The sequence below is a fragment of the Oceanisphaera ostreae genome, from assembly GCF_042676125.1.
Lineage (GTDB): Bacteria > Pseudomonadota > Gammaproteobacteria > Enterobacterales > Aeromonadaceae > Oceanimonas > Oceanimonas ostreae.
The window spans coordinates 1-24,903 of the sequence record NZ_JBHTJS010000007.1; the positions used below are offsets into that span (position 1 = coordinate 1).

Annotated in this window: 21 protein-coding genes, 1 pseudogene and 1 other annotated feature; of the genes and pseudogenes, 19 read left to right on the forward strand and 3 right to left on the reverse strand. The window is 47.5% G+C overall.

What is annotated here, in order from left to right; translation table 11 throughout:
* From ACFQ1C_RS03050 to ACFQ1C_RS03130, 17 genes are all read left to right on the forward strand, one after another.
* Positions 1-1,983 (forward strand): VWA domain-containing protein (locus ACFQ1C_RS03050; RefSeq protein WP_379557062.1); only part of this gene is annotated, 1,983 nt, incomplete at its 5' end.
* Between the two features lie 119 nt (positions 1,984-2,102).
* Positions 2,103-4,247 carry a type I secretion system permease/ATPase gene (locus ACFQ1C_RS03055; RefSeq protein ID WP_379557063.1) on the forward strand — a complete coding sequence of 715 codons (2,145 nt, stop codon included), beginning with the start codon at positions 2,103-2,105 and terminating at the stop codon, positions 4,245-4,247.
* A complete protein-coding gene (locus ACFQ1C_RS03060) occupies positions 4,240-5,628 on the forward strand; it encodes an HlyD family type I secretion periplasmic adaptor subunit (RefSeq protein WP_379557064.1) in 1,389 nt (462 codons plus the stop codon). Before ACFQ1C_RS03055 ends, ACFQ1C_RS03060 begins: the two co-directional genes overlap by 8 nt.
* A 20-nt stretch (positions 5,629-5,648) precedes the next feature.
* On the forward strand, positions 5,649-6,950 hold the full coding sequence (locus ACFQ1C_RS03065) for a TolC family outer membrane protein (RefSeq protein WP_379557065.1): 1,302 nt from the start codon (positions 5,649-5,651) through the stop codon (positions 6,948-6,950).
* A 41-nt stretch (positions 6,951-6,991) separates the two neighbouring features.
* Positions 6,992-7,588 (forward strand): OmpA family protein, encoded by a 597-nt coding sequence (locus ACFQ1C_RS03070; RefSeq protein ID WP_379557066.1) that lies wholly within the window; start codon positions 6,992-6,994, stop codon positions 7,586-7,588.
* The gene (locus tag ACFQ1C_RS03075) at positions 7,588-8,274 is read left to right on the forward strand and encodes a transglutaminase-like cysteine peptidase (RefSeq protein WP_379557067.1); all 687 of its coding nucleotides are present in this window, start codon (positions 7,588-7,590) and stop codon (positions 8,272-8,274) included. Before ACFQ1C_RS03070 ends, ACFQ1C_RS03075 begins: the two co-directional genes overlap by 1 nt.
* 2 nt (positions 8,275-8,276) lie before the next feature.
* Positions 8,277-10,187 carry a bifunctional diguanylate cyclase/phosphodiesterase gene (locus ACFQ1C_RS03080; RefSeq protein WP_379557068.1) on the forward strand — a complete coding sequence of 637 codons (1,911 nt, stop codon included), beginning with the start codon at positions 8,277-8,279 and terminating at the stop codon, positions 10,185-10,187.
* A 209-nt stretch (positions 10,188-10,396) separates the two neighbouring features.
* Complete coding sequence (gene ccmA / locus ACFQ1C_RS03085) at positions 10,397-11,032, forward strand: cytochrome c biogenesis heme-transporting ATPase CcmA (protein ID WP_379557149.1); 636 nt, start codon at positions 10,397-10,399, stop codon at positions 11,030-11,032.
* The gene (ccmB, locus tag ACFQ1C_RS03090; protein ID WP_379557069.1) at positions 11,029-11,697 is read left to right on the forward strand and encodes a heme exporter protein CcmB; all 669 of its coding nucleotides are present in this window, start codon (positions 11,029-11,031) and stop codon (positions 11,695-11,697) included. Before ccmA ends, ccmB begins: the two co-directional genes overlap by 4 nt.
* A gap of 100 nt (positions 11,698-11,797) precedes the next feature.
* Positions 11,798-12,544, forward strand: coding sequence for a heme ABC transporter permease (locus ACFQ1C_RS03095; RefSeq protein ID WP_379557070.1), 747 nt, complete (start codon positions 11,798-11,800; stop codon positions 12,542-12,544).
* On the forward strand, positions 12,534-12,740 hold the full coding sequence (ccmD, locus tag ACFQ1C_RS03100) for a heme exporter protein CcmD (RefSeq protein ID WP_379557071.1): 207 nt from the start codon (positions 12,534-12,536) through the stop codon (positions 12,738-12,740). Before ACFQ1C_RS03095 ends, ccmD begins: the two co-directional genes overlap by 11 nt.
* Positions 12,737-13,231, forward strand: a complete 495-nt coding sequence (gene ccmE, locus ACFQ1C_RS03105; protein ID WP_379557072.1) for a cytochrome c maturation protein CcmE — start codon at positions 12,737-12,739, stop codon at positions 13,229-13,231. Before ccmD ends, ccmE begins: the two co-directional genes overlap by 4 nt.
* 14 nt (positions 13,232-13,245) lie before the next feature.
* A complete protein-coding gene (locus ACFQ1C_RS03110) occupies positions 13,246-15,216 on the forward strand; it encodes a heme lyase CcmF/NrfE family subunit (protein ID WP_379557150.1) in 1,971 nt (656 codons plus the stop codon).
* Positions 15,213-15,746 carry a DsbE family thiol:disulfide interchange protein gene (locus tag ACFQ1C_RS03115; protein ID WP_379557073.1) on the forward strand — a complete coding sequence of 178 codons (534 nt, stop codon included), beginning with the start codon at positions 15,213-15,215 and terminating at the stop codon, positions 15,744-15,746. Before ACFQ1C_RS03110 ends, ACFQ1C_RS03115 begins: the two co-directional genes overlap by 4 nt.
* Positions 15,747-15,749: 3 nt before the next feature.
* Positions 15,750-16,235 (forward strand): cytochrome c-type biogenesis protein, encoded by a 486-nt coding sequence (locus ACFQ1C_RS03120; RefSeq protein WP_379557074.1) that lies wholly within the window; start codon positions 15,750-15,752, stop codon positions 16,233-16,235.
* A 1-nt stretch (position 16,236) separates the two neighbouring features.
* On the forward strand, positions 16,237-17,454 hold the full coding sequence (gene ccmI / locus ACFQ1C_RS03125) for a c-type cytochrome biogenesis protein CcmI (protein WP_379557075.1): 1,218 nt from the start codon (positions 16,237-16,239) through the stop codon (positions 17,452-17,454).
* A gap of 109 nt (positions 17,455-17,563) precedes the next feature.
* Positions 17,564-18,352 (forward strand): MlaA family lipoprotein, encoded by a 789-nt coding sequence (locus ACFQ1C_RS03130; RefSeq protein ID WP_379557076.1) that lies wholly within the window; start codon positions 17,564-17,566, stop codon positions 18,350-18,352.
* A 156-nt stretch (positions 18,353-18,508) separates the two neighbouring features.
* On the opposite strand, the gene ACFQ1C_RS03135 is transcribed toward ACFQ1C_RS03130, so the two are convergent.
* Positions 18,509-19,102 (reverse strand): DUF502 domain-containing protein, encoded by a 594-nt coding sequence (locus tag ACFQ1C_RS03135; RefSeq protein WP_379557077.1) that lies wholly within the window; start codon positions 19,100-19,102, stop codon positions 18,509-18,511.
* A gap of 295 nt (positions 19,103-19,397) precedes the next feature.
* Between ACFQ1C_RS03135 and ACFQ1C_RS03140 the strand changes: the two genes are divergently transcribed.
* Together ACFQ1C_RS03140 and tyrA are read left to right on the forward strand one after the other, a co-directional pair.
* On the forward strand, positions 19,398-20,468 hold the full coding sequence (locus ACFQ1C_RS03140; protein WP_379557078.1) for a 3-deoxy-7-phosphoheptulonate synthase: 1,071 nt from the start codon (positions 19,398-19,400) through the stop codon (positions 20,466-20,468).
* Between the two features lie 137 nt (positions 20,469-20,605).
* Positions 20,606-21,739 (forward strand): bifunctional chorismate mutase/prephenate dehydrogenase, encoded by a 1,134-nt coding sequence (gene tyrA / locus ACFQ1C_RS03145; protein WP_379557079.1) that lies wholly within the window; start codon positions 20,606-20,608, stop codon positions 21,737-21,739.
* A gap of 1,084 nt (positions 21,740-22,823) precedes the next feature.
* Here the strand turns inward: tyrA and ACFQ1C_RS03150 are convergent.
* A pseudogene (locus ACFQ1C_RS03150) lies at positions 22,824-23,975 on the reverse strand (chorismate mutase); the annotation flags it as partial.
* A gap of 31 nt (positions 23,976-24,006) precedes the next feature.
* Positions 24,007-24,171: a sequence feature (Phe leader region), on the reverse strand.
* Between the two features lie 286 nt (positions 24,172-24,457).
* On the reverse strand, positions 24,458-24,850 hold the full coding sequence (gene hpf, locus ACFQ1C_RS03155) for a ribosome hibernation-promoting factor, HPF/YfiA family (protein WP_379557080.1): 393 nt from the start codon (positions 24,848-24,850) through the stop codon (positions 24,458-24,460).
* Positions 24,851-24,903 lie beyond the last annotated feature (53 nt).

Below are 24,903 nucleotides of genomic sequence, written 5' to 3' on the forward strand. Positions count from 1 at the left end.
AATTTTGAAGCCACCGATGTGACGGGGGCCACCGTCACCGCGGAGATCGCCGACACCCTCGACACCGTGACCGCCACCTTGAGCACCGATACCAGCAGCGTGGCTGAGGGCGGAGAGGTGACGTACACGGTGACCTTAACCAACCAAGATGGCTTGCCGATTAATGACCATGGCGCGCTGACGTTTACCCTGACTGACGGCACTGAAGTCACGGTGCCGGCGAATGACACCACGGGCAGTGTCACGGTGACGGTGGCCGACGGTGTGGGCCAAACGACGATCGAGAACAGCTTAGAATCGGTTAATGGTAACGTGAACGCTGATGGCGATGCTCATTTTGAAAACTTGGTGCTGGGTGAAGAAGAGCTCACCATTACTGTGCTAAGTTATGAGGTGAGATTAGGAACTAAGGAAGATGATGAGCTAAATGCGGCGGACAACTCAAACTCTATTATCATTGGCGATGTCCCAACTTCACCTATCGTGGAGGCCGGGCAAAATTACAACATCGCGTTTATAGTTGATAGCTCTGGCAGTATGGGTGGCCAAGGTGTAGCTGATGCTAAAAACTCCATTCGTACTGTTATTAATAACTTAAAAGACGGAGCACAAGAAAGTGATAGTGGTTCGGTTAATATTTATATTTCTGATTTTGATTCACAAGTTCAGAGTACAGTCACTTTTAATTTAACGGCCCCTAATTTAGACGCTCAATTAGAAAGCTTTTTAGCCTCTATGACCAATGGGGGAGGGACGAACTATGAGACGGCATTTAAAGATGCTGCCAATTGGTTCCAGTCCGATATTGCTACCAATAATGTCGATGCAAAAGATGTTACTTATTTCATTACTGACGGCAAACCAACTTATTATGAGAGTAAAGAAGTAAAAGTGTTAGGGGGTATCAATGCCGACACTCAGGATATAGGAGATACTAGAACAGTCTGGGAAGGAGGTTGGTGGGATGGAGCTCGGGTTACCTACACAGTGAGAGCTGATGGTAACGGTGGTAATGAGTGGTCAGTTACTGGCGGTAATGGTCAGGATACAACTAACACTGTAAAAAATCAGTCCAAAGCTGCATTCGAGCTATTGAAAGAACAATCTACGGTTGAGGCTATTGGCTTAGGTTCTAACGTATCTAACAGCGATTTAGAGTATTACGATTCAGATGGTCAAGTACAAACCGGCATTGACCCGAGTGATCTTGCTGATACCATCTTAGGTACTACGGTTGATGTACCAATGGGAGAGGATTCAATTACAGGTGGAGATGGTAACGACATTCTGTTTGGCGACTCTCTTATTTTAGGCGGCACTGATACGGGAATTTCTACTCAAGGTGTTTTGCAAAACTATGTAGCAGGCCAGCTTGGGAAATCTGTAAGTGAAACAACCAATCAAGATATCTATCAGTACATTACGGAAAATCACGCTGAGTTTAATCGCTCTACTGACTTAGATAATGACGATAGTATTACTGGCGGTGCTGGTAATGACATTATCTATGGGCAAGGTGGTAATGACATCATTGATGGCGGTGCAGGTAATGACATCATTTATGGTGGAACCGGTGCTGACTATATAACCGGTGGTTTAGGTGATGACATCATCGACCTAGGTACCAGTGAGCTTGGCGGGATTGTCGATTTGAATGCCGCAGGGTTAATCGGTGATGGTGCTGCTGATACGCTCTACTGGAGTGCTGAAGAGGCTGAATCTGGGCAAAACCAGCATGATGTCGTGAAGTCATTTGAATTAGGTATTGATAAGTTGGATTTAACCGACTTTCTTACAGCTGATAACTCAGATTCTATCGGCTACTTAACGGCTGAGGCGGATGGTGACGACACCGTTATCAAGGTGACTAGCAGTACTGGGGCTGAACTCAGTATCACGTTGGATGGCGTTGCCTATGACCAGGATATTCTAAATCAAGTTCTGGTAGATGACTTAGTGGGTAAATTACTCGATAACGGTTAATCACTATAAATGAAACGGCGCCCATATTACTAAAAGGGCGCTTTTTATATTGTTTATCTTTATCGTCTTATTTCCATTATATTAGGGTCTAAGTAAAACATTTGAGGGCATTAGCATTCATGCAGGATTCACAATCGGCTCAGGATCCCTTGCTGCAAAGTTTGGTGTTTTTGACCAAGGTATATGGCCATCCTTACCAAGGAGAGGCACTGATAAATGGCTTACCTTTAGCGGATGGTAAGTTAACCCCTTTGCTGTTTTCACGTGCAGCTGAGCGGGCAGAGCTATCTGCTCACCATAGTGCTTATGCGCTAGAAGACATATCTGAGCTGCTACTACCGTGTGTTTTGCTGCTTAATAATGGTGATGCCGGCGTGCTGTTGGAAATTGACAGCGAACAAAATCGTTATCGGATGATGTTGCCCGAGTCTGGTGACGGCGAGCAGTGGTTAGCAGTAGATGCTCTCTCAAAGAGCTACACTGGGCATGTAATATTTACTAAACCTAAGTTTCGTTATGATGCACGATCACCTAAAACATTAGACACCCAAGACGGGCACTGGTTTTGGGGGACGTTACGTCGTTCTACCTTTATTTATCGAGACGTCTTAATTGGTTCGTTATTGATCAATTTATTTGCCTTGGTCACGCCGTTGTTCACCATGAATGTGTACGACAAGATAGTCCCTAACCTGTCATTTGACTCGCTATGGGTACTGGCCGTTGGTGCGGCTATTGTATTTTTATTTGATTTTGTGCTGCGAATGTTACGAAGTCATTTTATTGACGTGGCGGGGAAAAAGTCAGACGTATTATTGTCTGCGCAAATATTTTCTAAAGTAATGGGCATGCGTATGGAAGCAAGGCCTGCTTCTACTGGTGCCTTTGCTAAGCATTTACAAGAATTTGAATCAGTTAGAGACTTCTTAACCTCAGCCACCGTTACCGCGTTGGTTGATATTCCATTTTCTATACTGTTTTTATTTATTATTTGGGTGTTTGCCGGTTATATGGTGTGGGTGCCTATTATTGCTATTCTAATCCTTATAGGTACCAGCTTATTAGTACAAGGCTCGCTTAAACGCAGCATAGAAGAAGGTTCACGCCTTGCTTCACAAAAAAATGCTAACTTAGTTGAAGGTATTTCCGGTTTAGAAACCATTAAATTATTTGGCGCACAAGGTACCTTTCAACACCGTTGGGAACAAGCAGTGAGTCATATCGCTACTTGGGCCATGAAAACTCGCCGCATAACTAATTCCGTATCTACCTTGGCCAGCGTGGTACAGCAGTTTACGACGGTCAGTCTCATTGTTTTAGGGGTGTATTTAATTGCAGCCGGTGAATTGTCGATGGGGGGGCTTATTGCCGCCGTTATGCTAAGTGGAAGAGCCGTTGGGCCCATGATACAAATAGCGATGCTGTCTACCCGTTACAATCAAGCGCGCTCGGCAATGACGATACTTGAGCAAATTATGGCCTCCCCAGAAGAGCATGCGGTAGGGCGCCGTTTTGTGCATCATCCCGACTTTAAAGGCGATATCATATTTAAAGATGTGAGCTTTCGTTACCCGGGAACCGAACATGACGTATTAAATCATATTAATTTACATATAAAAGCGGGTGAGAAAGTCTCGATTATTGGCCGTATTGGCTCAGGGAAAACCACGTTAGAGCGTTTGATTGTTGGGCTGTATAAACCCACTGCAGGTGCGTTACGTATTGATGGCATTGATATTGGTCAGCTTCAGCCTGCCGCGCTTAGGCGTAATGTGGGGTGTGTACCACAGGATGTAACGTTATTTTTTGGTACCATTCGCGACAACATCGTAATCGCGAATCCATTAGCCGATGAAAACCAGGTATTACGGGCTGCGCAACGGGCTGGTGTGACGTTATTTACTAACCAAGATCCTGACGGCTTAGATAAGCAAGTGGGTGAAGGAGGCCGTCAGCTGTCGGGTGGTCAGCGTCAAGCTATTGCCATAGCTCGAGCCCTGTTAAATGACCCTATTATGCTTATGCTAGACGAGCCTACATCTAATATGGATAACCGCTCTGAGCTGTATATTCGCCAAGAGCTACTTAAGCTTAAGGCAGATCAAACCTTACTATTAGTGACACACCGAACTTCTATGCTAGAAGTAGTGGACAGAGTCATTGTGCTAGAGCAGGGGCGAATAATGGCAGATGGCCCAAAAGCCGAGGTGCTAAAGCAATTACAATCTGGTCAGGTGCGTAGCAAGGAGGCCAGTAATGGCTAGAAAACCATCACTGCCACCGGAATTACTGGATTACACCAATGATACGGCAGCGGCAGTATTGCTTAATACGCCCAAAGCAGGCAAGGCCTTGCTTTGGGCAATGCTGGTATTTGTTATTGTTGCCTTGGTGTGGGCGCGTTTTGCTGAGCTAGAAGAAGTGACGTCTGGCATGGGAAAGGTAATACCGTCTAGCCAAATCCAAATGGTGTCTAACTTAGAAGGCGGCATTGTTCGTGACTTATATATAAGAGAAGGGCAACAAGTTGAAAAAGGGCAAGCGTTATTACTTATAGATGACACGCGTTTTTTGTCTGACTTGCGTGAGCGAGAACAAGAAATAGCGGCATTGCAAGGCGATGTTCGGCGACTAAAAGCCGAAGTTGACTCGATTGATATTCAAGAAGATCCCTCATTAGCGTGGCGCAAACAGGTGAGTGTGCAACGCGTTGCGCTAGCCTTTGAAGATGACTTTCGTGAGCAATATCCAGGGCAACCCGAGTTTCAGCGCTCTTTATTTAATGAACGGCTTGGCTTTGTAAAAAACCAGCTGTCTATTTTTGGTAATCAAATAGAGCAGCGTGAGCAAGAAGTGATAGAGACGAACTCTAAAATTCGTACCCTGCGCCGAGGCGTTAACTTAGCGGCGCGAGAAGTGAATATGAGTCGGCCGTTGGCCAGAGAAGGCATAGTGCCTCAGGTTGAAATTTTGCGGCTTGAGCGACAGCTTAACCAGATGCAAGGTGAGCTGGAATCCACACAGCTGATGTTACCCAAGCTGGATGCTTCATTACGAGAAAATATTTTTAAGCGTAAAGAAGTGGCGTTAACGTTTCGCTCAGAATCGCAGCAGGAGCTTAATGAACGGCGTAATCGTTTAATGCTATTACAGCAAGGTGAGGTCGGATTGCAGGATCGAGTACGACGCACCTCGGTTGTCTCTCCAGTTAAAGGCACCATTAAAACACTCAATGTGAATACCGTGGGCGGCATAGTGCAGCCAGGTGTGAATTTAGTGGAAATAGTGCCACTTGAAGACACCCTGTTAGTAGAGGCGCGTATTGAGCCGAAAGACATTGGCTTTTTAAGACCAGGTTTAGAGGCGATGGTTAAGTTTACCGCCTATGATTTCACTATTTATGGTGGACTGGTGGGTGAAGTCGAAAAAATTAGTGCTGACTCCATCCAAGATGACGAAGGAAATACGTTTTTTCTAGCTACAATTCGTACACAAGATAGCTTTTTAGGTTCAGAAACGGCTCCTCTAATGATTATTCCCGGCATGCAAGCGGGAGTGGATGTCATTACAGGTAAAAAGACGGTGCTGGACTACCTACTTAAACCTTTATTAAGAGCCAAGCAAGGCGCCTTACGAGAACGTTAATGTTCACAGGGAGAATCACAATGAAAAAAAGCGTAATTTCTATGTTTGTGGGGGCGGTATTAGTACTGCCAGCACAGGCTCAGACTCTTGAAGAGGCGGTGACACAAAGCTTAATGACCCATCCTAAGGTTAAAGAGGCTTTTCACCTGTATCAAGCTCGTCAATATGAGCAAGATGAAGCCACTGCTGGCTACTTGCCAACCTTGGATGCTAATGCGGGTATTGGTTATGAGTATACCGACAGCCCTGGTACTCGTGGAGCTGCCTCGCATGATACTGAAGAGCTAACGCGTAAAGAGTTAGGCTTATCACTGCGCCAGCTATTGTTTGATGGCTTTAAAACATCCAGTAATGTAGACCGAACTCAAGCCGAGGCCGATGCGCAGCGCTATGAGCTGTTGTCTAGCGCTGAAAATATTGCGTTACGCGTTGCAGAAGTGTATTTGGATGTGCTGCGCCAAGATGAAGTGGTTGAGTTATCGCGTCGTAACCTAGAGACTCATGAGCAGATTTCTTCTGATATTAAACGCCGTACCGACTCGGGGGTGGGATCTAGTGCCGACTTTACTCAGATCCAAGGACGAGTTGCACGCTCTTATTCCAATATGACCGCCGCTGAAAATAACCTGCGTGATGCGCAAAGTCAGTTTATTGCACTGGTGAATAAGGCGCCCAACGACCTACGCCAGCCCAAAGCCGATGCTAATTTTGTGCCGGCTACACTCGATGATGCTTTGTCTATTGCACAAGAAAAACACCCTACGTTAACGTCTGCTTCATTTGATGTTGATGCTGCTCGTCATCAGCATAGAGATGCTAAATCTAACTTTTATCCTAAAGTTCACTTGGAGTTAGGCAGTAATTGGAATGATGATATTGATGGTGTAGAGGGGCACAGCAACGATTATACGGCCATGGTGCGTATGCGTTATAACCTGTTTAACGGCGGCGCAGATGTAGCACGTAGTCGCTCGACTTCTGCTCTTGAAATGCAAGCAAAAGATATTCAGATGAATGCCCATCGTCAGGTTGATGAAGGCATGCGTTTAGCGTGGGCTGCGTACGAGTCATTAGGCCGACAAAAAGACTTTTTACGTCAGCATGTAGAAGCCAGTTTTAATACGGTTGATGCTTATAAAAAGCAGTTCTCTTTAGGCAGTCGTACTCTTTTAGATGTGTTGAACACCGAAAACGAGCTGTTTGAAGCACGTCGTTCTTACATTAATGCTGAGTATGATCAGTTGGCTGCAGAATACCGAATTATGAATGCGTCTGGCCAGCTGCTTGATGCCTTGCGCTTTACTCGCCCCGAACAGTGGTAAGTTTAGAGCTTAAAACCCAGAGCTTAAAATGGAGATATATAATGAAAAAATGGATGATGTTAGCTCTTATTTTACCTTTGTCGGCGTGTAGCTTAACCGCTGAGCCAGAGCAAGAAACTCGTGCCGCCTATGATCTTAGCGATATTGATCGAGATGGTGTGATTACAGCTCGAGATAACTGCCTAGACTCGGTAGGTAACTCAGAAGTGGATAATGATGGCTGTGGTGATAAAAAGTATAAAGCACTACAGCAGGACATCATTATTTTGTTCGACCATGACCGTTCTGTTATTAAACGTCAGTTTCAAGGTGAAATTAATAAGATGGCCAGTTTTATGGCACAAAACGTGGAGCTAAAATTATTAATAGAGGGTCATACTAGCCAAGTAGGCACCGAGCAATATAACTTAGCGTTATCTAAGCGCCGAGCAGAAGCGGCACGAGGTGCTTTAATTAAGGCTGGCATTAATAATAGCCGACTAGAGATTATTGGTTACGGTGAGACCAAGCCCTTATTAATGGGTGATGACGAACAGTCAGCAGCAAAAAACCGTCGTGTAGTGGGTGCATTGACCACCATAGAAGAAAATGATCGTATGCGCTGGAATGTGTACAGTGTTGAGAACAACAGCCAGTAATGCGGCATTATTTATCTACTCTGGTTGGATTAGTGCTGCTGAGTTTAGTGTTGGCTGCAACAGCACAGTCACAGTTAGATGAAGATAAAAAAATGATCACAGCGGTCCGTCAATTTTATGGCTCGGCCGCTGCTCAGCGCACACATGGTTGGCGAGAGATGGTTAACCAAGTCCAGTCTCAGCAGATAAGTGAACGTGAAGTATTATCACGAGTGAATATTTTTTTTAATCGTTTACGTTTTATCGATGATATAAAACTGTGGGGTAAAGATGATTATTGGGCTACCCCTCTCGAATTTTTAGGTGCTGGTGGCGGAGATTGTGAAGATTTTAGTCTGGCTAAATATTTTACATTGCGCGAGTTAGGCGTTGCGGACGATAAGTTACGTATGGTGTATGTAAAGGCATTAGATCTGAATCAATTTCACATGGTGGTGGCTTACTATCCGACCCCCGCAGCCGTGCCTTTTATTTTAGATAATTTGGAAGGTACTATTCGTTTAGCAACAGAACGCAGTGATTTAGCGCCAATTTATAGCTTTAACGGTCAACATCTATGGCTGATGCGTGAACGCGGGCAAGGTGAACTGGCAGGTCAAGCATCTCGGCTCTCTCTTTGGAATGAGTTGCGTGGTCGATTAGATGTTAAGCGGCTACAAAAGCCCCGTATTAACTTGGATTATTAATTATGACATTATACCGGCAACTCCTAGTGACCATACTGTTGCTCTTTATTATGCTTTTTGTAACCGCTTATGCAGTGCAATTTAGTTCAACAAGAAGTTACTTAGCCGAGCAACAAGAGATCACGGTCATTAATACTGCCACCTCGCTAGGGCTTGCGCTGACTCCTTACTTAGAAACCAGTGATACCGTAGGAGCTGAGTCGGTTATTAATGCCGTATTTGATGGTGGTCTCTATCGTAAAATACAGCTTGATTTATTAGCGGCTAATAAAGTGATTATTCGTGAGCATTTAGCACAGCCTCAGAATGTGCCTAACTGGTTTATTAATCTTGGCTTGTTTGAGGGGGCACAGCATAACGCCGTATTGACCTCTGGCTGGTTGCAACTAGGCCAATTATCAGTAGAAGGCCACCCAGGGCAAGCTTATCACCAGCTTTGGCAAGGTATGAGCCAATTAGCGACTTGGTTTGTGGCGTGTTTTTTATTGGTGTGGGGCTTACTGGTTATTGCGCTACGTTATTTATTAAAACCGTTACACGATATTGAAGCTCAAGCTCGTGACATAGAGCGGCATCATTTTGGTAAAGCCATTGCATTGCCCAAAACCCGAGAGCTAAAAGAAGTGGTCATGGCCATTAATAATATGGCGGGGCAGCTTGAGGTGCAATTTAAAGAGCAAGCGGATGAAGCCGAACGACTACGCCATCGGGCATTTTGGGATCCCACTTCTGGGTTGGGAAACCGCGCTTATTTTGTGTCACAAAGTCAGTCTTGGATCAGTGATGGTACCGGTGGTGCCGTAATATTGATTGCGGTTGATATGCTAGAGCAGTTAGACCAGGACGAAGGATTTGCAGTACGTGACCAAATGATTAAAGCCATTGCCACTGATTTGCGCCAGCTTTGCCAGCGTTTTAGTGAATATGCTTTATCACGCATCTCTGCTCGTGAGTTTGCGCTATTGGTACCCGAATCAGATGTTGATCGCCTGTCACTATTAGGTGAAGAAATTAACCGTCAAGTGGCTGAGCAGGTGATAGACCCGGTTAACAGCCGTAATATATCCGTGGTGGGTATGGCGGTAATACAAAATGAAGACAATACCAGCCAACTGCTGACTCGTGCCGATAATGCGCTAAATAAAGCGCGTATGGATAATGCGGGTGCGGTCATTATTGAGCACAGTAAACTAGAGCATCAACTAGGTCGATTGGCTTGGAAAAAGCTGATAGAAGCTGCGCTGGCTGACGATCTGTTTGCACTGAGTAGTCAGGCTGTTTTTGATTTTAACGGTGAGCTACAGCACGAAGAATTATACATTGCCATTCGTACCGATAAAGTGACTTATCGCGCCGGTAGTTTTCTGCCCATGGTTGAACAATTTAAGCTGGGCGAACGACTGGATCTACATATAGTTGGGCGTGCATTAAAGTACTTGGCTACCCGACCCGAGTTACGATTGGCCGTTAACCTAACTCAATATAGCTGTCGCCAAGCAGGGTTTTGGCACCAACTTGACCAGTTGCTTGCCGAGTATCCTCAAGAGTGTTCAAGGCTGCTGTTAGAGTTGCCAGAAAGTGCCTTTTTCTGGAGTAAAAATGCGCTGATGGTACCGCTTGCGTCGCTTAAAGTGTCGTGGGGGATTGACCATTTTGGACGACACTTTGACTTATTAACTCAGCTCAACGATTTAAGGCCAAGTTACGTTAAGCTTGATCATGGTTTTACGAGCCAAGTGATGGATGCGGACTATGATGACGCGTTTTTGGCCGCAGTCTGTCGCTCGGCACGCAGCATGGGAGCGTTAACTATCGCTACTCGGGTAGAAACCGATCAACAGCTTGAAGTGCTTAAAACGTTGTACGTTAATGCCTATCAAGGGTTTGTTAGCCCGCCACATAAACTGGCTTAAATGAAGGCGTCCTCTGTACGCCTTACGCCATACGCCATACGCCATACGCCATGCGCCGTAAGTTAAGGACGAACGCAGTACCTGCCCTTGGCCTACAGCGTAAAGCGGTCGGCTGTTTTTACCTACCCTTAGCGCTTTCTTTGTTTCTTTCTGCACAATAGGGTGGTGTGTGCTAAACTGGCGGCCATTTTTAATGGTCTACGTGCCCAATTATGTTAGAAGCCAGATCCTTAACTTGTGTCCGTGAAGAGCACACCTTATTTAGCGAATTGTCGCTAACGGTGGCGCCAGGTGATCTGGTGCAGGTTGCCGGTCCTAACGGCGTGGGCAAAACTAGCTTATTACGATTATTAGCCGGATTATCCCGCCCTTATGGCGGTGACGTTTACTGGCAGGGTAATAGCATAGAAAGTAACCGTGACGAATACCATCAAGACTTACTCTATCTAGGCCATCAGGCCGGCATTAAGCACGAACTCACCGCCCTAGAAAACCTCGCTTTCTTTCGCCGCATGCATCATGCCCAAAGCAACGCTAATTTGTGGGATGTACTCGCTATGGTCGGGCTGGCTGGGTTAGAAGACCAAACAGTCGGTCAGCTATCTGCGGGGCAAAAGCGCCGCGTGGCATTGGCTCGATTGTGGCTGGGTGGCCCTAAGTTGTGGATTTTGGATGAGCCCTTTACCGCCATCGATAAACACGGCGTTAAAGTGTTAGAGCAATTGCTGCTGGATCACACCGATGCCGGCGGTATGGTGTTGATCACCACCCATCAAGACCTCTCTTTAAGTGCCAACCGCGTACGCACCTTGCAATTAACCCCCTATCAAGAGGAGCTGGCATGAAGGCCATGTTTAACGGGGTGCTGCGCCGCGAGTTAGTATCGGCACTACGCCGTCGCGGTGATATTTTAAATCCGTTGTGGTTTTTTATTATTGTGATCACCCTGTTTCCCTTAGGTATTGGCCCCGATCCGGGGCAACTAGCGCGCATTGCCCCAGGAATTGTGTGGGTAGCCGCCTTGTTATCGTCGTTATTAGCACTAGAGCGATTATTCAGAGACGACTTTATTGACGGTACCTTGGAACAATTAATGCTTATGCCCTGTCCTTTAGGGGTATTGGTGCTCGCTAAAGTATTTGCCCATTGGCTGCTCACCGGTTTGCCCTTATTGTTGCTGTCGCCATTGGTTGCGGTGCTGCTCAGTCTGGATATGGTGGGCTTTAAAGCGGTATTCTGGACATTATTACTGGGTACGCCCATTTTAAGCCTGCTGGGTGCTATTGGCGTGGCGCTGACGGTTGGCATTGGTAAAGGGGGGGTATTACTCAGTTTGCTGACCTTACCGCTGTATATTCCGGTGCTTATTTTTGCTACCTCGGCCATCGATGCCGCCACCCTTGGGGTCGCCTATGACGGCCAGCTAGCGATTTTGGCCGCCATGTTGGTGGGTAGCATTACCTTGGCGCCATTTGCCATCGCCTCTGCGCTGCGAGTAAGTGTTAACTAGGTTATAACTCATTGTTATAAACCGTGATTTTAAGTTATCTTAAGCCGTTTAGCTTAGGTCGTGTACACAATATTAAATATAAAAAAGGTCTGTGAGCAATATGTGGAAATGGTTACATCCTTACGCTAAGCCTGAGCAAGCCTATCGATTGGCAGGCTTATGGCTACCCTGGTTTGCCGCGTTTAGCGTGGTGTCGTTTGCCATTGGCTTGGTGTGGGGGTTAGCGTTTGCTCCTGCTGATTACCAGCAAGGCGATGCGTTTCGCATTATTTATATTCATGTGCCGGCGGCTATTTTGTCGATGGGGGCATATTCCTCTATGGCCATCGCCGCTTTTATTGGCTTGGTGTGGCAAATAAAGACCTCCGACATGGCCGTGGCCGCCATTGCCCCCGTAGGCGCAGTATTTACCGCCATTGCCTTGTTCACTGGTGCCGCTTGGGGCAAGCCCATGTGGGGGGCGTGGTGGGTATGGGACGCTCGACTGACCTCGGAACTTATCTTGTTATTTCTTTATTTAGGCGTGATTGCCTTATATAACGCCATTTCCGACAAGGTGTTAGCAGGGCGAGCCGCGGGTATTTTAGCGTTGGTTGGGGTCATTAATTTGCCCATTATTCATTACTCGGTGGAGTGGTGGAACACCTTGCATCAGGGGGCGAGCATTACCAAGTTTGAGCGACCTTCTGTTTCTAACGACATGTTATGGCCGCTGCTACTGATGATAGTGGCGTTCAGCTGCTTTTTAGGTGCCGTTACCTTAATGCGACTGCGTAATGAATTAATTCGGCGCGAATCCCATCGACCGTGGGTATTGCAGCTGGCGGAGGAACAACATGAAGTTTGATAGCTGGTCTGCCTTTTGGGCCATGGGTGGTTACGGTTTTTATGTATGGCTGTCTTTTGGTTTTACCTTGGTGGCCATGGTCGGCATTGTTATATCGACGATGGCGACTAAAAAAACGCTACTGCGCGCAGTAAAACAGAAGCAGGCTCGAACACAACGCCGTAAGGCGGCTCAGAAGTTGGAGAATACCCTATGAATCCCAGACGAAAAAAGCGCATGGCGCTGCTGTTGGCAGTGGTGTTAGGCTTATCGGTGATGACCGCTTTAGTACTGTATGGGCTCAAGCAAAATATCGACTTATTTTATACTCCTACCGAACTGGTACGAGGCAAGGGTAATACTCATGTTAAGCCTGAAGTCGGCGAGCGCTTACGCATTGGTGGCATGGTGGTGCCTGGCTCGGTGAGCCGTGATCAAGAAAGCCTGCTCGTTAGCTTTGGCTTGGTGGATGCGGGCGGTGAAGAAATTACCGTGGTATTCGAGGGCATTTTGCCCGACTTGTTTCGTGAAGGGCAGGGTATAGTGGCGCAAGGGCATTTAGCCGATGCCCGTACTATTACCGCCTTTGAAGTATTAGCTAAGCACGATGAAGAATACATGCCACCGGAAGTGGCAGAAGCGCTCAAGGGAATCGAGCATGTAAAACCCGAATATTCCCCAGAGCAGCTTAAAGGAAGCCGGTCATGAGTTTGACGTTAGGTATTATTCCCGAGTTAGGTCAGTTTAGTCTTATTCTCGCGCTGGCCGCGAGTTTAATCTTAAGTACTTATCCGCTGATAGGCGCGTCTCGTGGTAATGCCAGCATGATGTTGCTGGCGCGCCCCTTGGCGTATGCTATGTTTGGCTTTTTGCTATTCTCGTTTGGCTGTTTAACGTGGGCCTTTATCGACCACGACTTTAGTGTCATTTACGTGGCTTCTAACTCCAATAGCTTATTACCCCTAGAATATCGTATTTCTGCGGTGTGGGGCGCTCATGAAGGTTCCTTATTGCTGTGGGTGCTGATTTTAGCCGGTTGGGCGGCAGCCGTAGCGCGCTTTAGTCGCTCGTTGCCGCTGGATGCGGTGGCGCGGGTGCTGAGTGTGATGGGCATGATTGGCGTGGGCTTCTTGCTGTTCGTGATCGTTACCTCTAACCCCTTTGAACGCACTTTGCCGTTTTTCCCAGTCGATGGTCGCGACCTAAACCCCATGCTGCAAGACCCTGGGCTGATCTTTCATCCTCCTATGTTGTACATGGGCTATGTGGGATTGTCGGTTGCTTTTGCCTTTGCTATTGCCTCATTAATGACCGGTAAGTTGGATGCTGCATGGGCTCGTTGGTCGCGCCCTTGGACCATGGCGGCGTGGATATTTCTGACGGTAGGTATTGCACTGGGCTCGTGGTGGGCCTATTACGAATTGGGCTGGGGCGGTTGGTGGTTCTGGGATCCGGTAGAAAACGCTTCCTTTATGCCTTGGTTGGCGGCCACCGCATTGATCCACTCACTGGTAGTTACCGAGAAACGCTCCACCTTTAAAGCCTGGACCGTATTACTGGCTATTATGGCCTTCTCATTGAGTTTGCTGGGTACCTTCTTGGTGCGCTCCGGCGTCTTGGTATCGGTGCACGCCTTTGCTTCGGATCCGACCCGCGGCTTGTTTATCTTGATTTTCTTTATGTTGGTGGTGGGTAGCTCCTTATTGCTGTACGCCATTAAAGGCGCTGAGGTAAAAAGCCACGGTAAACATGAGTTATCCAGTCGAGAAAGTATGCTGCTCGGCAATAACATCATGTTAATGGCCGGTTTAGTGGTGGTGCTCGTCGGTACTATCTTGCCACTGATCCACAAAGAGATAGGATTAGGCAGTATCTCCATTGGTGCACCTTTCTTTAACGGTATTTATGCCTGGTTGATTATTCCTTTTGCATTGTTAATGGGCGCCGCACCGCTGTTTCGCTGGCGCCGCCAGAGCATGAAAGAGATTAATGGCAAATTATTGTCGGCACTAGTGACTGCTGCCGCCATTGGTGTGGCATTGCCATGGTACTTTGCCGAGCACTTTGAAGTGTGGGCGGCCATTGGCTTAAGCTTGGGTGCCTTTATTATTATTACCAGCTTGCAAGAAACGTGGGTGCGCGCTACCCATCGGCACAGTTTTGGTACTGGTATTACTAAGTTGGGCAATAGCCATTGGGCTATGTTTTTTGGCCACTTAGGCATGGCGGTGACTATCATCGGCATTAGCTGCACCCAGTTATACAGCATCGAAAAAGATGTACGCATGGCTGCCGGCGACAGCGTGACCTTCTCGGACTACACCTTTACCTTTGAAGGTACCCGCGAAGCGAATGGTCCTAACTACGAAGGGTTTAAAGGCGTGATTGCCGTTAGCAAAGATGGCAAGGCGCTGCCCAAGCTCAAAGCAGAAAAACGATTGTACCTGGTGCAACGTATGCCGATGACCGAAGCGGCCATCAGTGCCGGCGTGACCCGCGACTTGTATGCAGCCCTGGGCGAACAACTGAACGACGGCGCTTGGGCGATACGCTTGTATTACAAACCTTTTATTCGTTGGATTTGGTTTGGTACGCTGTTGATGGCCATCGGTGGCATCATTGCCATGGTCGACAAGCGCTACCGTTTTGCGGGTAAAGCGGTTGCCGGTAAACAAAAGCAGGGGGCGGCATGAATCGTCGAGTCTTGATTTTATCTATCCCACTGGTCGTATTTTTGCTGGGGTGTGTGTTCTTGTACAAAGGTTTGTTCTCTGATCCGACAAAACTAGAGTCGGTATTACTGGACCAGCCGGTACCAGAGTTTGCACTTACCTCGCTGCAAAACCCGGAAGAAGAATACAGTCGCGCCATTTTTACCGGCCAGCCGATGCTACTCAATGTGTGGGCCACTTGGTGCCCCACCTGTCGTGCTGAACATGAATTTTTAAATGAATTACAAGCGCAAGAAGATATTTATATTGTCGGCATGAACTACAAAGACGAACGAACTAAGGCGTTGCGCTGGTTAAAAAATCTCGGCAATCCTTATGCCATCGATTTGTATGATCCCGACGGCATGCTTGGGCTGGACCTAGGCGTTTACGGTGCACCAGAAACGTATCTTATCGACAGCAAAGGCATTATTCGTTATCGCCATGTGGGTGATTTAAACGATCGCGTTTGGCAACAGACGGTAAAGCCTATTTTTGAGCAGATGGAGTAAACCATGGGTTTTCGCTTGGTATTAGTACTGCTAGCCGGCTTATGTTTACCTCTATTTGGGCTAACAACTGCCATGGCTGCCACCAGTGTTTATGACTTTAGTTCGCCTGAGCAAGAGCAGACATTTCGAGAGTTGACTCGCGAGCTGCGCTGCCCTAAGTGCCAGAATCAAGACATAGGTGACTCGGATGCAGAGCTGGCCAAAGACTTGCGAGATAAGTCTTATGAGCTCTTACAAAAGGGCAACAGCAAGCAAGACGTTATCGATTATATGGTGGCCCGTTACGGTAACTTTATTCTCTATAAGCCGCCTTTTATGGCCTCAACCATGATCTTATGGTTTGGTCCGGTGATAGTGATGCTCGTGGGGTTGTTAATTGTCGTTGTGCGCACGCGCAAGAAGCCGCGTAACACTGCCGCCGACAATGCATTGAGCGCGGAGCAAGAAGCGCGCCTAAGTGAATTGCTGAACAAAGACAAAGAGAATTAATATGATATTATTTTGGATTGGCAGCGCCTTGCTGACGTTGATATTAGCCCTGGTTATTATCTTGCCGCTCACCCGAGGGCGAGCCGAGTCTAGCCAGAGCCGTAATCAGCTTAATACCGATCTCTATAAGCAGCGCTTACAAGAGTTAGAGCAAGACCGCGATCAAGGCTTACTTGAAGATAACGAGTTAGCGACCCAAGAACTGCAAAAAAGCCTGCTCGACGACGTAGTAACGGAACGCTCACAGCAATACCGAACCGGCGTTTGGTTGTGGTTGCCTGCGGTGCTGATTGTGGTCGCGGTAGCGTATGCTGGCTATTGGCAGATGGGTGCGTATAACAAAGTGGCGCAGTGGCAAGATAATGCGGGGCGCTTAAGTGAGCTAACCCGTCAGGTATTGCTGGAGCCTGACGGTGATGTCACCGAACAAGACATGATTGATTTGATTCAAGCGTTGCGCACTAAGCTTTATACTGATGGCGATGACTTTCGTGGTTGGTTATTATTGGGCCGGTTAACACTAGAGATGCGTGACGGTGAAACTGCGCGCGATGCACTAGAAAAAGCCATGAAGCTTACCGATAAGCCCGAGCAGGTGATGGTGCCTTATGCAGAAGCCTTGTCCATTACCGGTGAAGCGCTGCGAGCCGAAAACATGATCAAACAGGTGTTGGCTAAAGATCCGGATAATCTGGAAGCCTGGTCGGTGTTTGCATTTATGGCGATGCAGCAAGAAAATTTAACGGCGGCCATTGCTCGCTGGCAGCAAATTTTGCAGCGTATGTCGCCAGATAACCCACGGTATTCGATGATTGAGCGCTCGGTAGCGTTTGCTGAGCAACGTTTGACCGAGGAAGATCATACGCCAATAACCGGCCCGCGTTATGAAGTGGAAGTAAATACCAGTAGCAATACGCCGTATCATCCAGGGGCGGTATTATTTGTGTATGCGGTGGATGCTAAAGGTGGCGCTTCCGAAGCCCCATTAGTGGCACAACGTATCGAAAACCCTTCATTTCCGCTAACGATTACCTTGTCTAATGCGGATGCCATGCGCCCAGATAATAATATGAACGGTCGTGAGGCTGTCATTATTAAAGCGCGTATTGCACCCAGTGGTAATGTAACTGACACCACCAATGCTTGGGAAGGCCGCAGCGCAGTGCTGAGTACTGAGGAAGATCGCCAGTTGGTTATCTTTATTGATACTCCCTTGTAGTACATAATAAGAGATAAGTAATAAGCAAGCAGTAGCACGTATAAAACCGATCAAATAGATCGGTTTTATACAATAATAAAATAATAACAAAAGCGATAAGGCTTATATTATGTGGCGAATCTTAATGTTAGCAGCGGGTGTAAGTCTAGTCGGCTGCTCGGCTCATCAAGGGGTTGATGTTCCGCGTAGCAACGACCCTTTTACAACACAGACACCTGCCGACTTCGCTAAGTCGACGGCAAACGATGTGCGAGACCCTTTTGAACCGGTTAACCGTGGCGCTTGGGTGATTAACTATAAGGTATTAGATCCTTACCTGGTGCGTCCGGCTGCTCATGCCTATGCAGGCTATGTTAGCGAACCCGTAAGAGACGGCTTTCAGAACGTAGTGCTTAATCTGGAAGAGCCAGCCAGTTTTGTTAACCATATTATTACCGGCGATATTACAGGGGCGGGCACTAATCTGGTGCGATTTGGCGTCAACAGTACTGTGGGTGTATTAGGTTTTTTTGATGTAGCAGAAAAAATGACCTTAGCGCGCCGCTCTAAAGACTTTAGTCAGGTATTAGGACAAATAGGCGTAGGTGATGGTCCATTTTTAATGCTGCCATTATATGGGCCGACCACACTGCGTGAGTTCTCCGGCGATATGGTCGACAGCCTATATTTCCCCTACGACGTGATGAGTTTTGCGATGCGTGCGGGTAAATCGGCTCTTAACGGCCTTTATCAGCGTACTGAGCTGATTGATCGTGAACCCATTATTGATAATGCCCTAGATCCTTACGGCCTAACTAAAGATCTGTATTTACAGTATCAAGACGCCAAAATTGGCAAAGAGTCCGTCACTGAGTCTAACGAAGGACTGTCTGACTTCATGGATGAAATAGACGGATAAAAAAAGCTTTAAGCGATCAGCTGTAAGCTATAAGTCAAAGCATCGTTCTCTGTAGATACTGGGCTTATTCTGGTCTTTGATGCTGGCTTACGGCTTACGGCTTACGGCTTACGGCTTACGGCTTACGGCTTACGGCGTACAGCGTAGTGCTTTTTGTTAAGGCTTGCCGGTAATACCACCGCTCACGATAAAGGTGGTCATTTTACTGGCGGGTACGTCGAGCTGTTGAATTTTGTCTTTGTCGACCACTAACAAGTTGCCGGCAAAATTATAAGACTGGGGTAAATATACGGCCACCTTGCCGGGTAGACCAAACTCAGTCATATCTTCTCGGGTAATAAAGCCCAGTAGTTGTACCTCACCGCCCATCAGGCTAACCGCAACCGGTTGATTAAATCGTTTATTTTCCCCTAGCAAGGCATTAAATAAATCTTGCAGCGAGTGATACACCAATTTTACTAATGGTATGCGAGCTAATATTTTATCGAGCAGCGATAGAAAGAACTGGCCCAAGTAAAGTGAGGCAAACATACCCGTGACAATGATAGCTGCTAGGGTAAGCAAGCCTCCAGCAAGGTCGGCAATCCAGCCGGCTTCTAGGGCGGGCACGACCATGCGCAATAGTGAGCCAATGGCAGAAAAGAGCGTTTCGTTGAGCACGGTAAAAATTAAATAAACTAGATATGCCGTGAGTACGAAAGGTAGCAGGATCAACAAACCCTGAAAGAAAAATCGTAAAAGACGTTGCATTAATAAGCTCCCATTGAGAAGAGCGGCATCATGGCAGATCCTGTGCTCGCCCGCCATATGGAAGTAAAAGATGGTGTTTTTTTCAGCTGACGGTGGGGCGCTTGGTGTCAGTTATGACATTTTCGCCTTTACAGCATAAAATAAGCGAGTTTTACTGACTAACAGGCTTTGCAAGCTGGCCTAGCCTTGATAAGGTAAATGCGGTTGCGTAAAAAATAAATAACTAGATGTCAAACAAGACACTATATTTGTTTTTATTTGCTGTAATGTTTTGTTTACACCTGAGGATGTCGTCATGCAGAAAGACACACTGAATAATATTCATATACGTTCCGAGAGAATTATGATTACCCCCGCTGAGCTGAAAGCCAAATTGCCGATTTCTCAACCCGCACTCGATTTTATCGGCCAGGCTCGCCAGACCATGACGAATATTATTCAACGTAAAGATCATCGCCTGTTGGTGATTTGTGGACCTTGCTCCATTCACGACATAGATTCAGCCAAAGAGTACGCAACCCGCCTCAAAAAGCTGCATGATGAATATAGTGATAGCCTTTATATAGTAATGCGCGTGTATTTTGAAAAGCCGCGCACCACTGTGGGTTGGAAAGGCTTTATTAACGATCCTCACATAGACGGCACCTTCGACATTGAGCAAGGTTTGCATAAGGCGCGTGAGCTATTGTGTTGGTTAGCCGAGCTAGAACTCCCGTTGGCAACCGAAGCCTTGGATCCCATTAGTCCGCAATATTTAGCGGAGCTGTTTTCATGGTCGGCGATTGGGGCGCGTACCACAGAATCACAAACTCACCGAGAAATGGCCTCTGGTTTGTCGATGCCGGTTGGTTTTAAAAATGGCACTGACGGTAATCTAGCAACGGCCATCAACGCACTGAAGGCTGCATCTGAATCTCATTCTTTTATGGGAATTAATCAGCAAGGACAAGTGGCGTTGTTGGTGACCCAAGGGAATCCTGATGGCCATGTTATTTTGCGTGGTGGCAAGCAACCCAATTACGACTCTGTGAATGTTTCGCTGGCAGAAAAAGCCATGACCAGTGCCGGCCTTACGCCTAATTTGGTGGTGGATTGTAGCCACGGGAACTCGAACAAAGATTACAGCTTGCAGCCGTTAGTGACCGCAAACGTGGTGCACCAAATTCAAGAAGGTAATAAATCTATTCTTGGCATCATGTTAGAGTCTCACTTGTTTGAGGGTAATCAGTCGAGCGAGCAAGATCGCAGCGAGATGCGCTATGGCGTGTCGATTACTGATGCCTGCATCGACTGGGATACTACAGCCGATTTATTGCAGCGTTGCCACCAGCAGCTTGCTGCGCCGTTAAAGGCTCGTATTCGTTAAGCGAGTTATTTAAGATAGCGGCTATGTAATATATTTTGTGCCTAACGACCCGGGGCAACTGTTGCCGTTGCGTGTTACCGGCATAATAAAGCACCGCGTCCGAATAGGGCCGGTGCTTTTGTAATTTGGATGGACCAATGGTAGATGAATTAGCCGTCCTTAGGGACCAAATAGATGCAGTGGACCAAGAGCTGGTTGCGTTGTTTGCTCGCCGTCTAAAACTGGTGGCGGGTGTGGGCGAAGTAAAAAGCCGCCAGGGAGTGCCCATTTATGCGCCAGACCGTGAAGCTGCCATGCTGGTAAAGCGCCGTGCTGAGGCCGTAGCGCAAGGCGTGCCCCCTGATTTAATTGAAGATGTACTGCGCCGTTTTATGCGTGAGTCTTATGCAAGTGAAAAAGACACCGGCTTTAAATGCATTAATCCACAGCTAGGCAAAGTAGTGGTGGTGGGTGGCGCTGGTCAATTAGGCAGCTTATTTGCTCACTTGTTAACGCTGTCTGGTTATCAGGTGTGCATCTTAGAGAAAGATGACTGGGCTGATGCGCCAAATATTGTTGCCGGTGCCGGCTTGGTCGTGGTCGCGGTGCCAATCGATCAAACCGTGGCCGTGATCGAACAATTACCTGCATTACCCGCAGACTGCTTATTAGTCGACTTAACCAGCATTAAAGCTGAGCCCTTGGCTGCCATGCTAAAGGTCCACCAAGGGCCTGTACTAGGCTTACATCCAATGTTTGGGCCAGACATATCCAGTCTTGCCAAGCAGGTCATTATTTACAGTGAAGGCCGTGGTGCACAACAGTATGAATGGCTGCTAGCTCAAATGCGTATTTGGGGAGCTCGCTTGCAGGCGGTTAACGCCGAAGAGCACGACCAAGCCATGAGTTTAGTGCAAGCACTGCGCCACTTTACTAGTTTTGCTTATGGTGCCCATTTGTGTGCCGAGCAAGCTGATCTATCGCAATTGCTGCGCTTAAGCTCACCAATTTATCGGTTAGAGCTGGCCATGGTCGGGCGCTTATTTGCACAAGATCCGGTGTTGTATGCCGACATTATTTTGTCGTCTCCGCGTAATCTCGACATGATACGCCGTTATCACAGCCGCTTTGGTGAGCTGTTAACGCAGCTAGAACAGGGTAAACGCGAGGCCTTTGTCGAGCAGTTTTCTACCGTAAGTGAGTTTTTTGGTGATTATGCCGACACTTTCCTTAAAGAAAGCCGCAGCCTGTTAGCTCAAGCCAACGACAGTCGCCACTACGCAGACGAGTAACAGATAGCAGAAATTGACAGCGCCCAGCGCCACGAAAAAGCACAAAAAAACCGAGCCATGAGCTCGGTTTTTTTGTGCTGTAAAGGGTGAAGGGGACGAGAAGACCAAAGACCTAAACTTATTTCTGCAACGGAATCCACGGAAGAACACGGAAAAATAGAGATAAAATCTAAATAAATATTTTATGGGTAAATTTCAACCAAAGCAGGGCCAATGGCGGATGACTGTGTTGCTCAGCTTAATTTTTCCGTGGATTCTGTGGCGAAAAGTCTTTAGTTTGTAAAAAAACCGAGCTTATATGCTCGGTTTTGTATTTTTTGCTGGGCGCCGGTTGCTGGTTTTAATCCCGATATAGCCGCTGTGCTAGTTGCTGTAGTGGCTGCATGTCGTCTTCGGTGGTGATGTTCAAGCAAAAGCCCTGCACGCCGGCACTTCTTAGGGCTTGTCCCAGCTCAGGCAGCAGGCTGTCTTGGCCGGCTTGTTGGCTAAGCAGGGGCAGGCGGCTGTGTTGCTGTAAGCGAAGCAAGGTGGCCAGTGAACGGTTTTGTGTGTCCAGCAATGCTAACTGCTGATTGCCTTCGGCTAATACCTGCTCTGCCTCGGCCAGAGTTTGTTCTACGCTATCGGCCAGTGGCAATAACACCGGGCGAGTGCAGCGGCCAGCGGCAGTCAGCAACTCATCGCGTCGGCCTTCTATGGGCTGTAGCAAGATGGCATCTAGCGACTCTGCCGCGCGATTAAGTTGCTCTGGAGTATGTACCAGAGTGAGGGCAGCTAAATCAAATTGGGCTGCCACTTCGCGTAACTGTTGCAAGCGCGCTTGACCTTGTTGCTGATCACCGTTGGCAAAACAAGGGGCCGCCAACATCTGACCACCTTGCTCTTTAAGACGGCGGGCCGTTTCTTGCAATGCACTGTATTCAGGCCAGCTGTTGAGCTGAGCAATAAGGAGCGGTTCTTGAGGGCTCATATGAAAGCGGCCCAGCTGCAATGTCAGCATGGCAGGGGGGCTTAATGGCACCGCGGTAGCGGCGGACGTTAATGGCCCCTGATTTTGCTTTTGCTTCTGGCTAAGCGCTTTAGACGGAATGCGAGTAGGGGATACTTCGGCACTGGGGTAACAGCCCAAAATTTTAATAAAACTGACGCTGTCTTTTAGTTCGCGAAGTGCCGATTGCATATGTGCACTATTAACGTTAGCGGCTACATCGACATAAAACATTTCTTCCCACGGATTACCAATAATGGGGCGAGACTCTAGCTTAGTCATGGTTATATCGTGGTTACGCAACACTAATAAGGTTTCTACTAGAGCGCCACTTTGCTGACCGGTCGACATAATAAAGCTGGTCTTGGCCGGAATTTGCGCGGCAACTTCTACGGGCTTGCGGGCCACCACTATAAAGCGTGTCATATTCTGCTTTTGGTTGGCCAGCCCGGTGACCAGCGGCTTAAGCCCGTGTAAAGCACCACCGTCAGCACTGCCCATGGCGCCAATGTCATCACGCTGTTGCTTGGCAACTAGCTCCATTGCGTTGGAGGAGGCGGCACAGAACTCGACCTTAACCTGAGGCAAAGTTTTTAAATATTGCGAGCACTGTTGATACACCTGAGGGTGGGTATACAACGTGGTGAGTTTGCTAACATCGGTATCTACCGCAACCAGCAGGCAATGCTCTATGGGTTGGGTTAACTCGCCCACAATCGACAAGCTGGTGTGCTGCATTAAATCGAATACGTCGTTAATGGCACCTGAGCTGGTATTTTCTATCGGCAAAATGCCGTACTGAGCTTGGCCTGATTCTACCGTGTCAAAAATCTGCTGAAAGGTGTCGCAGTTATGCTCAACCAGAGTCGCATCAAACCGGCTGAGGTACTTGCGCGCAGCCATGTTGGAGTACGAACCGCGCAACCCAAGAAAGGCCACGCTAATGGCGGGCACCTCATCTTGAGGGTTAAGCAAGTCTTGCAGCAAGGCTTGTTGCGATAACACCGAGTCTTCAATAATGCTGTGATAAATTTGCGTAACGTAATGGGCATCCAAGCCGAGAGTTCGGCCCTGATTAATTAACGCCACCAACAACGCTTGCTCCCGTTCCTGATCTCGAATAGGGCGCGGGTTTTGTAGCTTGCTGCGGGCCACGTCCAAACTTAAGCCCTTGCGCTTGGCCAGCAAGGACAACAGCTCTTTATCTAGGCTGCTGATGTGGGTTCTGATCTCATCCAGATTCATCAATTGGGCTTCCCTTATACCTAAAAAGTTACCTAACAAAAAAGCCTCCCTGAGGGAGGCTTATCTGTTTGTCTTTCGCTAATTTCTTGTCAGACCAGATGCCTCCTATTACGCACTTATGTCTTGGTGTGCAAAAAAGGGGAGTGCAAAGCAAGAAAGTGCAAAAAAGCAGGGAAAGAAAAACACATTAACAGGCACAGCAAATCTCAACATTGTGAAACACCCACCTACAATTACTGAAAAGCAGCAGCGCTGGCAAGCATTTTTAAGGAACTGAGCTAAAACTAGCACAATTAGGCGTGAAACACAGCGCTAAGCGGTAAATACAGTGTGGAGTAAGGTGTGAGGAGTAAATAGCGTTTAAAGTAGTAAGGTATAAATGGTGAGAAGTGGGATGTATAGCACCGAATCTGCGGCTTGAGGGTTACACCTCTCCCCTTACATCTCACTCCTCACCTGTTTTTACTGACCGCTACTCGGTGAGTTTACTCTTTCTCGTCTTCTAACTCTGCATCCATTTCAGCGTCTATTTCAGCGTCTAAGTGAGAATCATCCACGTCATTTGGGACTACTGGTTGGCCGGCTTGGGCGCGTTGTGCCAATGGTTTATCAGCATAACGGTTCAGTTGGCGCTCTAGCTTTTGGCCTAAGTCTTTAATGGCAGCGTAAAGGTTATCGTCTTCTGCTTTAGCAAAAAGGGTGTCATGACGAACACCTGCAGTCGCTTCAACCTGATATTTAAGACCTTCTTTGTTAATAATCACATGCGGCGTAATTAGGTCTACTTGGCGCCGAGACAATTTTTCGAAGCGACTCTCAATCCGTTCACGAATGGCGGGAGAAATGTCGATAACGTTGCTGGTAATGGTGATGGACATAAAATACCCCCTGGGTGCGCTTTTTTGGTTGTGTACGGTTTCAGATTACCCTG

Bases quoted from the DNA above. Each gene is read 5' to 3' on its own strand.
- ACFQ1C_RS03095 (WP_379557070.1), top strand. From the start codon at position 11,798: ATGTGGAAATGGTTACATCCTTACGCTAAGCCTGAGCAAGCCTATCGA.
- ACFQ1C_RS03115 (WP_379557073.1), top strand. From the start codon at position 15,213: ATGAATCGTCGAGTCTTGATTTTATCTATCCCACTGGTCGTATTTTTG.
- ACFQ1C_RS03140 (WP_379557078.1), top strand. From the start codon at position 19,398: ATGCAGAAAGACACACTGAATAATATTCATATACGTTCCGAGAGAATT.
- hpf (WP_379557080.1), bottom strand. From the start codon at position 24,850: ATGTCCATCACCATTACCAGCAACGTTATCGACATTTCTCCCGCCATT.
- ACFQ1C_RS03135 (WP_379557077.1), bottom strand. From the start codon at position 19,102: ATGCAACGTCTTTTACGATTTTTCTTTCAGGGTTTGTTGATCCTGCTA.
- ccmI (WP_379557075.1), top strand. From the start codon at position 16,237: ATGATATTATTTTGGATTGGCAGCGCCTTGCTGACGTTGATATTAGCC.
- ccmB (WP_379557069.1), top strand. From the start codon at position 11,029: ATGAAGGCCATGTTTAACGGGGTGCTGCGCCGCGAGTTAGTATCGGCA.
- ACFQ1C_RS03070 (WP_379557066.1), top strand. From the start codon at position 6,992: ATGAAAAAATGGATGATGTTAGCTCTTATTTTACCTTTGTCGGCGTGT.
- ACFQ1C_RS03065 (WP_379557065.1), top strand. From the start codon at position 5,649: ATGAAAAAAAGCGTAATTTCTATGTTTGTGGGGGCGGTATTAGTACTG.
- ACFQ1C_RS03075 (WP_379557067.1), top strand. From the start codon at position 7,588: ATGCGGCATTATTTATCTACTCTGGTTGGATTAGTGCTGCTGAGTTTA.
- ACFQ1C_RS03130 (WP_379557076.1), top strand. From the start codon at position 17,564: ATGTGGCGAATCTTAATGTTAGCAGCGGGTGTAAGTCTAGTCGGCTGC.
- ACFQ1C_RS03120 (WP_379557074.1), top strand. From the start codon at position 15,750: ATGGGTTTTCGCTTGGTATTAGTACTGCTAGCCGGCTTATGTTTACCT.
- tyrA (WP_379557079.1), top strand. From the start codon at position 20,606: ATGGTAGATGAATTAGCCGTCCTTAGGGACCAAATAGATGCAGTGGAC.
- ACFQ1C_RS03060 (WP_379557064.1), top strand. From the start codon at position 4,240: ATGGCTAGAAAACCATCACTGCCACCGGAATTACTGGATTACACCAAT.
- ccmE (WP_379557072.1), top strand. From the start codon at position 12,737: ATGAATCCCAGACGAAAAAAGCGCATGGCGCTGCTGTTGGCAGTGGTG.
- ACFQ1C_RS03080 (WP_379557068.1), top strand. From the start codon at position 8,277: ATGACATTATACCGGCAACTCCTAGTGACCATACTGTTGCTCTTTATT.
- ccmD (WP_379557071.1), top strand. From the start codon at position 12,534: ATGAAGTTTGATAGCTGGTCTGCCTTTTGGGCCATGGGTGGTTACGGT.
- ACFQ1C_RS03055 (WP_379557063.1), top strand. From the start codon at position 2,103: ATGCAGGATTCACAATCGGCTCAGGATCCCTTGCTGCAAAGTTTGGTG.